Annotated in this window: 8 protein-coding genes and 1 tRNA gene; 7 read left to right on the forward strand and 2 right to left on the reverse strand. The window is 52.4% G+C overall.

Going from position 1 to position 13,843, the window contains the following annotated elements; translation table 11 throughout:
- Positions 1 to 129: 129 nt before the first annotated feature.
- The 3 genes from DTL42_RS03095 (at position 130) to DTL42_RS03105 (ending at position 3,429) form a co-directional block, all read left to right on the forward strand.
- Complete coding sequence (locus tag DTL42_RS03095; protein WP_158545209.1) at positions 130 to 708, forward strand: DUF2179 domain-containing protein; 579 nt, start codon at positions 130 to 132, stop codon at positions 706 to 708.
- A 583-nt stretch (positions 709 to 1,291) separates the two neighbouring features.
- On the forward strand, positions 1,292 to 1,510 hold the full coding sequence (locus DTL42_RS26180) for a histidine kinase dimerization/phospho-acceptor domain-containing protein (RefSeq protein WP_158545210.1): 219 nt from the start codon (positions 1,292 to 1,294) through the stop codon (positions 1,508 to 1,510).
- A 128-nt stretch (positions 1,511 to 1,638) separates the two neighbouring features.
- Positions 1,639 to 3,429, forward strand: a complete 1,791-nt coding sequence (locus tag DTL42_RS03105) for a response regulator (RefSeq protein WP_114367220.1) — start codon at positions 1,639 to 1,641, stop codon at positions 3,427 to 3,429.
- Between the two features lie 74 nt (positions 3,430 to 3,503).
- On the opposite strand, the gene DTL42_RS03110 is transcribed toward DTL42_RS03105, so the two are convergent.
- A complete protein-coding gene (locus DTL42_RS03110) occupies positions 3,504 to 3,974 on the reverse strand; it encodes an Hsp20/alpha crystallin family protein (RefSeq protein WP_114367221.1) in 471 nt (156 codons plus the stop codon).
- Between the two features lie 979 nt (positions 3,975 to 4,953).
- On the opposite strand from DTL42_RS03110, the gene DTL42_RS03120 reads away from it, so the two are divergent.
- The 3 genes from DTL42_RS03120 (at position 4,954) to DTL42_RS03135 (ending at position 10,699) form a co-directional block, all read left to right on the forward strand.
- Positions 4,954 to 6,837, forward strand: a complete 1,884-nt coding sequence (locus DTL42_RS03120; RefSeq protein ID WP_114367223.1) for a hybrid sensor histidine kinase/response regulator — start codon at positions 4,954 to 4,956, stop codon at positions 6,835 to 6,837.
- Complete coding sequence (locus tag DTL42_RS03125) at positions 6,830 to 7,507, forward strand: response regulator (RefSeq protein WP_199590019.1); 678 nt, start codon at positions 6,830 to 6,832, stop codon at positions 7,505 to 7,507. Before DTL42_RS03120 ends, DTL42_RS03125 begins: the two co-directional genes overlap by 8 nt.
- A 504-nt stretch (positions 7,508 to 8,011) precedes the next feature.
- Positions 8,012 to 10,699 carry a bifunctional acetate--CoA ligase family protein/GNAT family N-acetyltransferase gene (locus DTL42_RS03135; RefSeq protein ID WP_114367225.1) on the forward strand — a complete coding sequence of 896 codons (2,688 nt, stop codon included), beginning with the start codon at positions 8,012 to 8,014 and terminating at the stop codon, positions 10,697 to 10,699.
- A 217-nt stretch (positions 10,700 to 10,916) separates the two neighbouring features.
- Here the strand turns inward: DTL42_RS03135 and DTL42_RS03140 are convergent.
- A tRNA-Met gene (locus DTL42_RS03140) sits at positions 10,917 to 10,990 on the reverse strand.
- A gap of 258 nt (positions 10,991 to 11,248) precedes the next feature.
- Between DTL42_RS03140 and DTL42_RS03145 the strand changes: the two genes are divergently transcribed.
- Positions 11,249 to 13,843 (forward strand): ammonia-forming cytochrome c nitrite reductase subunit c552, encoded by a 2,595-nt coding sequence (locus DTL42_RS03145; protein ID WP_114367226.1) that lies wholly within the window; start codon positions 11,249 to 11,251, stop codon positions 13,841 to 13,843.

A 13,843-nucleotide genomic window follows, 5' to 3' on the forward strand; every position in this document is an offset into this window, starting at 1 on the left:
GTGCGATTCCCGTTCGAATCGCGGTCGACTTCGTCCTAACTGAAAGCAAGAAGACCGCTGGCAGGTGCCTCTTGATTCGATTCAAGGGACCGTCTGCGGTTTCTCATGTATTCGGCAAAGGTTGTACAGATGGAGTGGATCGCGGAGCTACCGACCTGGATCGTTTTCTTGCTTGTATTCTCAGTACGGATTGTCGACGTTTCGATCGGCACCCTTCGCACTATCTCGGTCGTCCAAGGCCGAATGGCCCTTTCGGTGTTTCTCGGGTTCTTCGAGGTGCTGATCTGGATTGCCGCGCTTTCTCAGGTGATGGTCGGTGTTTCCGATAACCCGATCTTAATGGTCGCTTATGCTGGTGGTTTCGCGGTGGGCAATGCGGTCGGCATTCGGCTGGAACGGGCTCTCGCCCTAGGGGCGGTCGTCGTCCGTTTGATCACTTCGCTGAACGAAGAAGACTCCGACGTAGTGCATGCCCTTCGTCATGCTGGCTTTCGGGTCACCACCTTTGAAGGCGAGGGGCACGAAGGAGCCGTCAACTTAATTTACATTCGCTGCCAGCGACGTGAATTGAAATCGCTTCTGAAGACGGTCAAAAAGCTCCGCCCTAAAATCTTCTACACGGTCGAACCGGTGCAAGAACAAAGCGAACGCATGGCCGAAGCCTTGCCTCATTCGACCGGATGGCGTTCCGCGTTCAAGATGAAATAAGGGCTTAAAGGGCTCAGTCACTCTATCGGTTTGGCAGTAGACCTTTCAGCACGTTTACGCTGATTCACTTGCGTCCGTATTTTGCGGTAATCATCATTTCGCTGCGTAAACGACGAAGGGATGCGAGGGCGATTCAATGCCGCCTTTTCGGATTAAACGTTAACCCCACTCCGCAATGGGCCTAAAAGTTGCAGGATTGAATCGTTAGCTACATAAATTACTTGCAACCTAGGTTTTGTAATTTAGAGTTTTTATGCAATTCGCCACTTTGCCCCAGTGACGACGAATTCATCGTACGTTCTCTACTGGTACAAATACTACCGTTGTATTTACGAGGTTTCTCGTGGCAAACCATAAGTCACGCGGTTGCATCGCATTGAGTAATGCTAATGCGATGTCCGCTTCTAATGAAGTAATTCCGGTATTACGCCTGGAAGGCACTTCTCTCGCACTGCTGACGCACCCCTGCGAATCTTATAGCAGAAAGTCGTCGACGCTAGATTCTCTGCCTCAACTATCAAATAGGGAAGAAAGCGGGGACTTTGACTTTGATGTAGTAGAGTTGACACAGAACGAGTTAGGGATGATCGCCCACAAGTTAACCAACATCCTTTCCGTTATTTCCGGTCACGTGCATCTCGCCGAAGCGGAGACACTTCCCGAAGACGCTCGCTGTGAAAACTTCGAACAAATCGAGCAATCGGTACACCGGGCTTTGATATTAGTTGAACGAATTGAAGAACTAGCGAACTCGACCTACAAAACAAACAGCCAGGCAACTTTGGTATTCAACTACCAGTAAAAAGAGGACTCCAGATACCGCACATTAGGCTTGCACCGCCCCCTAAAGAAATCTTTCGCAGGACGTTTGATTCTTTAGAAGAAGCAGGCGACTCAGCAGCCCAGAAATAATGGAGTTTGGACAAACCAATGAATCCGCCATCGTCTCACACAGCACTCGTCGTCGATGATGAACTACCCATTCGTGCTTTACTTCTGAAAGCACTAGAAGGCTGTGGTTTTCGCTGCGCCGAAGCTGCCAATGGAGAAGAAGCCAGGACGGCATTTCAATCGACGCCGTTCGATGTTGTGGTTACCGATCTGTTGATGCCCAAATCGCATGGGCACTCTCTGTGCGTACATCTTTGTGAAAAACAACAACATCCAATTATCGTGGTCCTGACCGCTTTTCGGAATGAAAAAATCCAGCGTGATTTAAAAGCGAGGGGCGTTGATTTAGTCGTTCACAAACCGGTTAACTACATCAAATTCGCCGAACAAGTGCGTGACCTCGTCGACCAGAAACTCGAAACGAACACCCCCACTGCTCCGCATCCAGAGACTTCCTCCGACGACCCACTCGCGGACGTCGGCTTCTCTTTCCCTAAAGCCTCTGCGCAACACGTGACAGGGCTACTGCTACGTTCACCAGAACGGGCCGAGTTGTTATCCCAAGCGATCACCGAGAGTTCTACCAGCTGCTTCTCTGCGACAAGCTCCGAAGAGCTTTGCCGCCTTCTTGATCGCCAACGGATTGACTTGTTGATTGTTGAAAACGAGCTAGGCGGATTTCTCAGTGGCTTAGAAATTGTCGAGCGTCTTAATCAACAGCTGATTCGACCCAAGATTATTTTGCTCACCAAAGACCCAGGCAAAGTCAGCGAGAAAGCCAGCGATATCGGTGTCGAGCAAGTGCTTGATCTGAATATTCAAGAAGACGATCTCGTACGCTATACACGCACGGTGTTAGCCAATCAATCGGAGCAAGACGCTTTCATACCCGCGTTAGCACGCTGTTTGGTGAAAGACTTTGGCGAGATTCCTCCCTTGCCACAACTCGTTGTTAAATTGGCAGGCTATCTGAGCATGCCCATCAACGATATCCCGATCGATGAGCTTGCCAATGACATTTCATCCGACTCGCGAGCAGCTACCGATCTGCTCAACTACACGAACATGGGGTTGTCCGTATTCAACCAGACGACAAGTGTTCGGCAAGCGGTCAATCTCAATGGCCCGAAAAAGACAATCATGCACGTTCTCGCCGCAGCTACGATGCGAGTTCGTTCCCAAGTCTTGACGGAATGGAACGAGTCACATCGGCAATGGTACCAAAAGCGAAGCGTGATCACGGCAGCAGCGGCAGCGACGTTTGCCGAGCACTTTGAAAATATTCCGCGTGATACGGCCTTCATTTTAGGTTTGGTGCAAGATATCGGCTGCCTCGTTCTTTCTAAGAAATACGGCAAAAGATACGACCTGATTGTCAAGCGTTTTCGAGAAGTGGGCCGTTTGCAGCTACACCAACTCGAGCTCGAAACGTTCAAAATTCACCATGGGCATGTTTCGGCTGCGTTGATGTTGAAGTGGCAATTGCCTCAATCGCTGATTCGCCCGGTGGTTGTGCATCACGATGCAGAACAAGCGGAAACACTTTCGCAAGTCGATCGCTCCTACCTTCGCGTCATTCAACTCGGTGAAATGTTGGCCGACTCGACAGAAGTTAACCATTCTTTCCGCAACCATATGCTGACGAACAAGGCCAGCTATTACGATGAACTGACGGTGGAACAGCGAAATAAAACATTCGTGGAAGCGATTCAATACGCCAAGTCGCTCTGCCAAGTGTTCAACTTCCCTTCGCCTGATCCGGCGGAGCTGACAAAGATCCTAACCGATACCATGGCCCACGCAGGGCAAGAGTTGGAGAAGGTCTCTTAGTCAATCCTTGCCGCAACGTGTCTTGCACGTTTGAGGTGTTAACACCGAAAAGACGGTGCGCTAAACGTTGAGGATCAATTCGATTTCACCTCGATACGATGCGATCTTGGTTCCGAAGATTTCGGCAACACAATGTTCAGCGTCCCGTTTTTCATCGTTGCCTTAATCTTGTCTGCGACGACCTCGCACGGCATCGTGATTGTCCGCGAGAATCGACCGCTCTGTCGTTCGGAGTGATGACAGGTTTCTCCCTTTTCTTCTCCTTCTTGCTGCTTTTCGCCACGAAGGGTTAGTTGATTTCCCTGCAACTGAATTTCCACGTCGTCGGCAGCCACGCCTGGTAGGTCGACTCGAACCGTGACGTTTTCCTCGGTTTCCTTGATGTCGACTGGCGGTGCCATGGCAAAGTAATTCCAGCCATCTCCGTTTTCGTTCCAGAAACGTTGCATGAGTTGATCTATTTCCTCTTGCCGACGAGGAAACGTCCCTGGTCGCAGCCACGGAAACAGCCTTCGTGGCGACGAAGTGGTCAATGAAGCGTTCATGACGATCTCCTTTCTTAGGCGGGGTGATCGTGAAAGTCGCTTGGACTGGCGTTGTTCTTCAAGCCACCAAGCATCGCTTCTCCTTCCCGTGGTATTCTACATCTTTTCCAATGCGGCAGAATTGACGTTTTCACGATCCCACCATGGTGGAAACCACTAGACCTGATTCAGCATTTGCTCTTCCGAGAACGAACACTACTCAGACCAGAAGAATTGACGACATCAACCTCGTTAACCACACGCTCGACGTGAGGTATTCCGCGCAGTAATTCTTGCAAGTTTTGCTTCAAATAGAACGAAGGAACGCACCCGCTGAGGATCAAGTTGCCTAACGCAAACTCGGCCGTAACTTTACGAAACATGAAACCGTAACGGCAATTTTCTAGTCGTCTTCGGAATACCTGTAAGACCTCCTCCTTGCGAATCCGAGCTGGCGATGGGAGCTGCTGCTGAGTCGTGACCATGATCGTTCTCCTTAGAATCGAGAGCATAATGAGGGGGAGGCAATTGCTTCGGGCATCCGACGGCATGATCGACCAAAGACTTGGCAAGAGAAACCTCGAAGGTGCTCCCTCACCAACGGACATTGATCAAGTAAAATATGACAGACTTTCGATTTTTATCGAATAGAACATGCCACGGTTGCAAGCTGGCGGATTCCACCATTTTTGTCGAATCTGGGATGCACCAAAATTCGTGATTCGAAACTCGCTGTGCCAGATGTGCTTTACGTATGAACCAACGGTTACGTTTATCTTTCGCCCCCAGGAAAGGTCGTTCCATTGAATGCGATCGCGGGAAACGTTTATTATGGCCTGATCAATTGGCGGCGAAGATGCGATGTGGCGTGCCAATCCTCGGATGCTTTGCCTGACTTCCATGCGTGGCCTGACCCTTCACTTATTCCCTTTTAGCAGCATGTGCCTCACAACAGCCGCAGTTGGACGAGGATCTGGCAAGTCTGGAAAAATGCACCGCGATGTTCAGCTCATCGAAAATCAAGTCTTCCTCCCGCATGCAACCACCATTGGCGGTCCTTGTCATCGAGGAAGATGCCCAGACACGCGAGGACTTACGCGTTGCCCTGACCTCTGATGGCTACCCTCTGTTCGAAGCCGATCATGTCGAGGAAGCGTTGACGCGGACCGACTGGTCGGAAGTCGTTGCTGTGTTGCTCTCAGCAGGGCCCGATCTGGAAAGCTCGTCCGAAGCGCTGAGCAAGCTAAGACAATTGGCCCCGCATGCCTACGTGGTGCTGTTGACCGAGACTCCGGACGCAGACCGGGATGTTCCCACGCTCGAACAAGGGGTCTTCGACACGTTGCTCAAGCCGATCGATTCTGCGGCACTGAGGGCCTGTCTCAATCGTATCGCACAGCTATCGGCAACCCAATTTCTGTTAAACGCCGAAGCACAAGCCCGCCAAACGGCCGAGGTGCGGAATCATTTACTCGCCGACGCTGTTTCGCAGATGGGCGATTGCGTGATTGTCACAGACTGCGATTTGGTTCAACCAGGCCCTCGCATTGTCTATGTGAACGACGCCGTTTGCCAAACGACCGGTTACTCGCGCGAAGAACTCATCGGCCAGTCCCCTCGTATCCTGCAAGGCAAACAAACCGATCATGCTTTGCTGAAACAGCTGCGACAAACGCTTGCCGCTGGTCAATCATTTCGTTGCCAATTGGTGAACTATCGGAAAGATGGTACGGCCTACGATTCCGATTTGTTTATTACCCCGATGGTCGATAGCGAAGCCCGTTGTACTCATTATGTGTCAGTGCATCGCGATGTTACCGACCACAAACAAACGGTGGAAGCTTTACGTCAAGGCGAAGAACAACTCCGTTCGATATTGAATACCGCGATCGATGCCATCGTTTCAATGAACCATCAGGGAATCATTGTCGGGGCGAACCCGGCGACCTATCGCATGTTTGGCTATGCTGAAGGCGAGTTGTTAGGGCAGGATGTCAAATTGCTGATGCCGGAATCGTACCATGCCCATCACGACACTAGTCTGGCCCGTTACTTGAAAACAGGCCAAGCCAGAATCATCGGAGTTGGCCGCGAAGTAGTTGGCAAACGTAAAGATGGCTCGACATTTCCCTTGAGCCTGGCCATCAGCCAAACCGAACACCCTCCCCTGTTTATCGGTATTTTACGTGATATTTCGGCGCTGAAAGAACTTCAAACCCAAGTGCTCGAAATCGCTGCAGAAGAAGATCGCCGTATTGGGCAAGAACTGCACGATAGCGTCCAGCAAGAGCTCACCGGACTCGGCCTACTGGCTCAAACGGTATCTGAAATGCTATTAACCAGCATTCCTGGGCAGGCCGAACACGAACCTCGTATCGCCAAAATCCGCAAGATGATCGAGCGAGTGGCCACCGGCATTGGAGAAACCGGTCGTAAAGTCCATCAGCTTTCTCGTGGTTTGGTCCCTGTTGAAATCGACGCCGAAGGGCTTCGATCGGCGTTAACGGAATTGGCGGCAACCGTCGAGGAGCGTTACAATATCGAGTGCATTTTTACTTCCCAAGGGGATATCGATCTGACGAATAACTTTGCGGCAACCCATCTTTTTCGCATCGTCCAAGAGGCGGTCAACAATGCCATCAAACATGGTGGTGCGAGCCGGATTGATATCTCGATGATAGGTGAAGAAAAGTCGATTTTGCTAGAAGTGCTCGACAACGGAAGTGGCATTTCCGACAAGCATTCGTCCGGAGTTGGCTTAGGGCTACGAATCATGGCCTACCGAGCCGGTTTGATCGGGGCAAACTTGCACGTTGGTAATGGGGAATTTGGCGGCACGCTCGTTCGTTCTATTATTTCACGAGGAAATATCGGCCATGTCTAGCAGCAATTTCGACACCGCTGAAGCACCGATGCGTATTTTACTGGTCGACGACCATCCCCTGGTCCGCGAAGGATTATCAGCTCGTATTGAAGCCCAGTCCGATTTAGAAGTTTGCGGCGAGACAGGCTCCATTCAAGCGGCCATGGTTGAATTTGCAGAGAAGGTGCCCGATTTAACGATCGTCGATATCCAACTCGAAGATGGAAATGGAATCGATTTGATTAAGGACATCCACACTCGCTATCCGTACGCCAAAATGCTGGTTGTTTCCGCCTTCGACGAAACCTTATACGCTGAACGCGCTCTGCGAGCCGGGGCACTCGGGTACATCAGCAAACGGGAACTGCAAGAAAAAGTGCTAGAAGCCATCCGAACCGTGCTCAGTGGCAAACGCTACTTGAGTGGCAAGATGACACAGCATCTTCTCAATCAAGCCGTCAACCAAAAAGGCCAGCCAGCATCGCACCCAGTCGAACGGCTAAGCAACCGCGAACTCGAAGTCTTTCAGATGATTGGCAACGGCATGACGACGGCAGCGATTGCCGGGCAGCTTCATTTGAGTGTTCATACGATCGATACCCACCGCGAGAAACTGCGACACAAGTTGGGGGCTAAGAACGGGGCCGAGTTGATGAAGCTGGCCGTCCAGTGGGTGCTGGAAAACGGCTAATCCGCGCGAGCCCAAGTTTCCCCCAATTCGGACCGGTTTACCCACGAAACACTTCGCCATTGATCATCCACAACCACCGCTAGCGACCATTCAAATTGCTTGCATCACCGAATGCAGCTCTCTTCCGGCAAGCCTGAAACACTTTCCAGATGGTCTAATCCTCCGAAATGATCCAGCAATAACGGCTTGTTCCGTCGTGGCAAACCGTAACGGTTTTGAATTTTGCTGTCCTGGTCCCTTCGCAAACGCCGATTTTGAATCGAGTCTTGTTTATTTTGCCTCCGTAAACTCGGGAGTATTGAACGCAGCGCTGCGAGGCAATTACTTTGCTGCGGCTTCCAGCGTTTTCGTTGGTGTCTCTGGTCAGCTTAGCAGGCCAGGCGTCCATGATATTTCTGCGAAGACTTTTGTATCGGATCAGAGCATGGTCGACATTCCCCTTCAACCGTCGACAATGTCCTCAATCATCTCCCTCGATTTCCCTTTGGTGGACTTGCTTTTGCCATGTCGATTTACAATCTGAACGCAATTTTCTGTCCTAAGTCGGTCGCCGTCATTGGTGCCAGCAGCAAAGAGGCCAGCGTGGGCAATACGGTTCTCAAAAACCTGTCCCAAGGTGGGTTCGAAGGACATATCTTTGCGATCAATCCCAAATACGAAGAGCTGGAAGGCCATCCCTGCTTTCCTCAGATCGACAACGTCCCCGAGAAGGTCGACCTGGCAATCATCTGCACCCCGGCGGTCACCGTGCCTGATTTGGTTCGCCAATGTGGCGAGGCCGGCGTCCGAGGAATCATCATCCTCTCTGCTGGATTTCGAGAAATCGGAGCCGAGGGAAAAAAGCTAGAAGAAGAGATCGCGAAGACTGCCGCCAAGTTCCGCGGGCTACGCATTGTTGGCCCGAACTGCTTAGGAGTGGTAGCCACTCATTCGGCACTGAACGCCAGCTTTGCTGCGGCGGCCCCTGATAAAGGCAAAGTCGCTTTCATTTCGCAGTCTGGCGCCCTTTGCACTGCGGTTCTCGATTGGGCATTTCAAGAGCAGATTGGCTTCTCTTATTTCGTGTCGGTTGGCAACATGCTTGATGTCGATCTAGGTGACCTGATCGATTACTTCGCCAACGATCCGTGGACTGAATCGATTTTCCTTTACATCGAATCGGTCAAAGAAGCCCGTAAGTTCATGTCGGCTTGCCGCTCGTTTGCTCGTAATAAACCAATCATGGTTTACAAGGCAGGCCGATTTGCCAAATCAGCCCAAGCGGCCGCCTCGCACACCGGAGCGATGGCCGGGGTCGATACCGTCTACCAGGCCGCGTTCGATCGAGCCGGCATTGTACGGGTAAACGAAATCTCGGATATCTTCGATTGCACCGCGCTGCTGGCTCGCCGTAAATTGCCCAAGGGAGGACGCCTGGCTATCGTCACGAATGCCGGTGGCCCTGGCGTGATGGCCACCGATGCCCTACTAGCCCGCAACGGCGAACTGGCCGAGATCTCAGAGGAAACCCGTGAGAAACTCAACCAGTTTCTTCCCGCCGCTTGGTCTCATAGCAATCCGATCGACATCTTGGGCGATGCCGATCCCCAGCGGCTCGCCAAAACGTTGGAAATCGTCCAGGCCGCCAAAGAGATCGACGCGATTCTAGTCGTCTTCTCACCGCAAGCAATGAGTCAGCCTACCGCTGCCGCACAAGCCGTGATCGAAGTCAGCAAGAAGACCACCAAGCCGATATTAACATCCTGGATGGGAGGCAAAGCCACCCACGAAGGCGTCACACTTTTCAATGCAGCCCACATCCCAACCTACCGTGCTCCGGAAGAAGCGGTAAAAGCGTTCATGTATCTTGTTTCGTACGTTCGTACCCATGACGTTCTGTACGAAACACCACGTGATATTCCCGTTGAGTTCCCCTTGGAACGCGGCCGCATGCACACGGTGTTTGAATCGCTACTCGGGAATGGGAACGACACGCTCAGCGAAATTCAATCGAAAGCACTGCTCGACGCCTACGAGATCCCTGTCACCCAACCGTTCCTGGCCCGCGATGCCAACGAAGCCGTTCAACTTGCCAAGCGAACCGGCTTCCCCGTTGCCATGAAACTTATCTCACCTCAAATCACCCACAAGACCGACGTCGGTGGTGTCGAGTTGGGGGTCGCCACCGAAGAAAAAGTGCGAGCCGCGTTTGACCGCATCGTTCATTCAGCTAAGAGCCATCGTCCAGACGCACAAATTGATGGCGTTTCGATTCAAAAAATGATCAACCATGCCGGCGGTGTCGAACTGATTATCGGTGCAAGACGCGATCCCGTCTTTGGCCCGGTCTTGCTCATTGGAGCAGGGGGAACTTCTGCGGAACTTTTTCAAGATACCGCGTTGGAATTACCCCCAGTCAACGAACGTCTCGCCAGACGAATGCTCGAATCGCTTCGCATTTGGCCGTTGCTGCAAGGCTACCGAGGTGGTCCTGGGGTTGATGTCGACAAGTTGATTGAAGTGCTCATTCGCATGTCGTACCTTGTCGCTGATTTTCCTGAAATTCAAGAGCTGGATATCAACCCTCTGCTGGCCACAGAGCATGGGGCGGTTGCCTTAGACGCACGGATCATGCTTGATCGAAAGGTTCGTTTGAATCCCCCCCGCCGATTTGCTCATCTGGCGATTCGTCCTTATCCGGAAGAACTCGTTCGCCCGGCCCGCTTTCCAGACGGCACGCCCTGCACATTGCGACCCATCAAGCCGGAAGATGAACCGCTCTGGCACGACTTTCACGTCAACTGCTCGCAGAACACGTTATGGTTCCGTTTCCGTAGTCTGGTGAAAGAAATCACCCACGACATGGCAACCCGTTTCTGTTTCATCGACTACGACCGAGAACTCACGATCGTCGCCGAGATTGAACAAGACCAACAACGGAAGATCGTAGGAGTCGCCAACATCATGGCCGATGCCGATCGAGTGGACGCGGAATTCGCCGTGATCATTGGCGACGAATATCAAGGTATGGGACTAGGCTCGATGCTTACCGATTACTGCCTTGAAATTTGCTACGACTGGGGAATTAAAACCGTCCTGGCCGAAACCTCGCCCGATAACCAAAGAATGCTGTCCATCTTCCAGGAACGTGGTTTCACCCTCGATAGCAAGTCTTCTTCCGATGCCGTCCTCTGCCGCAAAGAACTCACTTAGCACTCCCAGCGGCAACCAAAGACCACCAACGGGGCCAGTTCTATCGGTACTAGGCCCCCAAATTGACGCCCAATCAAATCTCACCCAGGGCGAATGTTGGAGGCAATGGACCAGAACCGGCCAGAAATGAGCGGGAAAAGGACTTCCTAGAATCGACGCAAGTGGTTAATCTACCACCAGTTACGCCTCATTCCCGCTGTAAGCGAAAAAGCAAAAGTAGCGGCAGAGGGACTCGAACCCCCGACACGCGGATTATGATTCCGCTGCTCTAACCAACTGAGCTATGCCGCCATTGAGAAGATAGACATTAAGTTTTTCGCTTGGGTTCGTCAACGGGGGGATCTTTATTGCCAAAACTTCTTGCCTAAGGCCGGGCAGGACGATTGGTACAGATGGCATAGGTGGGGCTTTCGTTTTAAGGGGCGGTGGGAATCGTCGGGAAAAGAGGGTTTCGCTTGGCTGGGCGTTACCCTTTTTCGGTTTTATCCGCCATAATGAGGTGTTCGCGATCTGATCTTCCCCCGCACCATCCCCTTCTCTTCGCAATCTATGGCATCTCGCAAGCAGAAACGCAAGCAGTCGTCCGCCTCGTCCTCTGACGCCTCCCGTGAAGTCAGCGGAGGAAAGCAGCCAGCGTCTCAAGCAGAACAGTCTAAGTCGAGATCGAAGACTATTCCTCGCTCGATCCTGGCCGTTGGTGCTGGTTTGCTTTTGTTGTTGGTTGGCTTTTCGCTCGTCGCGGCCGATTGGTATTACGCGCTACCGAGTGACACGCCTCTGACTTATGTAGGGCGAAACTCGTGCATCGAGTGCCACCAGCAGCAAAACCAGGCCTGGGAAGGTTCCGATCACGATTTGGCCATGGACCTAGCCACCGAAGAAACCGTTCTAGGAACCTTCGATGGCGCGGAGATCGAGCATTTTGGCATTACCTCGCGCATGTTCCGCCAAGATGGCAAGTTCATGATCAACACTGAAGGCCCCGACGGGCTAATGCAAGACTTCGAGATCAAATACGTCTTCGGCGTTCGCCCTTTGCAACAATACATGGTCGAAATCGAGCCCCCCACGCCTGGCTCGGCCCCTGGTTCGATTGGTCGGGTTCAGGTCTTACGTGTCTCGTGGGATACCACCAAGAATCAGTGGTTCTATCTTTCGCCGCCTGATGTTAACGAAAAGCTGTCGGTTGACGATCCTTTGCACTGGACTGGCCGCACGCAAAACTGGAATCACTACTGCGCCGATTGCCACTCGACCGATGTTCATAAGAACTTCGACCTGGCCACCAACACGTACCACACCACCTTTTCTGAAATTGACGTAAGCTGCGAAACGTGTCACGGCCCTGGCAGTGCCCACGTGAAGCTCGCCAAATCGCACAGTTTGTTTTGGGATCGCAATCTTGGCTATGGCCTGAAGACTTTGAAAGGGGATACCAAGGAAGCTCAGATCAATCAGGTCGAAACGTGTGCGGCGTGTCATTCTCGGCGAGAAGTCATTTGCCCGACTTACCAGCGGGGCGACAACTACTACGATCAATACTCCAACGAACTACTCGCCCCGCACACATACTACTGCGATGGTCAGATCATGGAGGAAGATTACGTCTACGGTTCGTTTATCCAAAGCAAGATGTTCCACAAAGGAATTCGCTGCACCGATTGCCACGATCCTCACACCGCCAAGCTGAAATTTGAAGGCAACTTGCTTTGCACTTCGTGCCATCAACACCCTGCCGGTAAGTACGATACGTCCGCTCATCATTTCCATGCGATTGGATCGAGCGGGGCATCGTGTGTCGAATGTCACATGCCGGAAACCACCTACATGGAAGTTGACCCGCGGCGCGATCATAGTATTCGTATTCCTCGGCCTGATCTGTCGGTGAATTTGGGGACGCCGAACGCTTGCACCAAGTGCCACCTCGACAAAGCCGATCTTCCCCGGGAAGAACATCCTGAAATCACCCGCTACGATCAATGGATGACGCTTGCCCGCAACGGAGACGAACAGGTCCGCGCGGCTTTGGCCAAGGTCGATCAATGGGCGCTCGATGCCGTCGACAAATGGTACGGTCCGACTTCCAAGCTTCCCCAGGAAGAATCGTTTGCTTACCCGCTGGCACATGCCTGGTCGAACCAGCCCGATGCCGGCGAAGGGCTCCAGAAGCTGGTCAAAAATCCGAATCAGCCCAACATTGTCCGCGCCAGTGCGATGATGTACCTGCAGAACTATTTGACCGAAGACTCGGTGAAAACCGCTTTGCGTTATCTCACGGACGAGAGCCCACAAGTTCGGATTTCGGCGATCGATACGCTGCAAGAGATTCGTACTTTGCCTCGAAAGCTGCAAGGGGATGTTCTCGATGCGCTGATGAACCGCCTGACCGACAAGGAACGAGCCGTCCGCGTTCAAGCGGCGTGGGCTTTGGCGAATCAAGACCCTGCCGCGCTTAAACTTCGCGGCAAGTCGGAAGCGTTTCAGCGGGCATTGAACGAGCGGATCGAACAGTTGGAACGAGACGGCGATCAGCCCTCTTCGTTCCTCTCGCTCGGCGTGCTGTACGAACGCTTAGGAGACATCGCCAAAGCTGAGCAAGCATACCGCACGGCCATTCGAATCGACCCAGACTTCACTGGGCCTCGTTCCAATTTGGTCAATTTGCTCGAAGCTCGTCAAAGCCAGGAAGAACGGCAGATGCGTCAGTTAGCCATCTCGGGCAACCGCCCAGCAGCCGAAGAGCTGGCCGAGGTCCTGCAAAAGCGCGCCGGTGAAATCGTGCGTCTTCAATTGGAAGAACTGAGCAACATCGAACGGGATGCCAGCCTTCAACCCAACTTTGCCCCGCTGCAGTACCAGTACGGCTCGGCGTTGTTCCTGGCTGGCCGCAAGGCTCATCCGGAACTCGCAGCGAAATTGTTCAACGAGGCATTCAATGCCTATCAAAAGGCGAAACAGTTAGAGCCCAACAGCGAGCAATACGCCTACATGTTTGCGTTGATCTGTCAACATCTGGAACGCTGGGAACAAGGTGAACAGGCCGTCGAGGACCTTCTGAAACTAAATCCCAACAACCCAGAATTCCAAACCCTTCAACAGCAGATCAAAGCGAAGTATTCGCCGAACAAGGAACAGCAAAGGTAA

Source organism: Bremerella cremea (assembly GCF_003335505.1).
Lineage (GTDB): Bacteria > Planctomycetota > Planctomycetia > Pirellulales > Pirellulaceae > Bremerella > Bremerella cremea_A.

Coding starts and splice junctions, on each gene's coding strand:
- DTL42_RS03125 (WP_199590019.1), top strand. CDS start 6,830: ATGTCTAGCAGCAATTTCGACACCGCTGAAGCACCGATGCGTATTTTA.
- DTL42_RS26180 (WP_158545210.1), top strand. CDS start 1,292: ATGATCGCCCACAAGTTAACCAACATCCTTTCCGTTATTTCCGGTCAC.
- DTL42_RS03145 (WP_114367226.1), top strand. CDS start 11,249: ATGGCATCTCGCAAGCAGAAACGCAAGCAGTCGTCCGCCTCGTCCTCT.
- DTL42_RS03110 (WP_114367221.1), bottom strand. CDS start 3,974: ATGAACGCTTCATTGACCACTTCGTCGCCACGAAGGCTGTTTCCGTGG.
- DTL42_RS03120 (WP_114367223.1), top strand. CDS start 4,954: ATGTTCAGCTCATCGAAAATCAAGTCTTCCTCCCGCATGCAACCACCA.
- DTL42_RS03105 (WP_114367220.1), top strand. CDS start 1,639: ATGAATCCGCCATCGTCTCACACAGCACTCGTCGTCGATGATGAACTA.
- DTL42_RS03095 (WP_158545209.1), top strand. CDS start 130: ATGGAGTGGATCGCGGAGCTACCGACCTGGATCGTTTTCTTGCTTGTA.
- DTL42_RS03135 (WP_114367225.1), top strand. CDS start 8,012: ATGTCGATTTACAATCTGAACGCAATTTTCTGTCCTAAGTCGGTCGCC.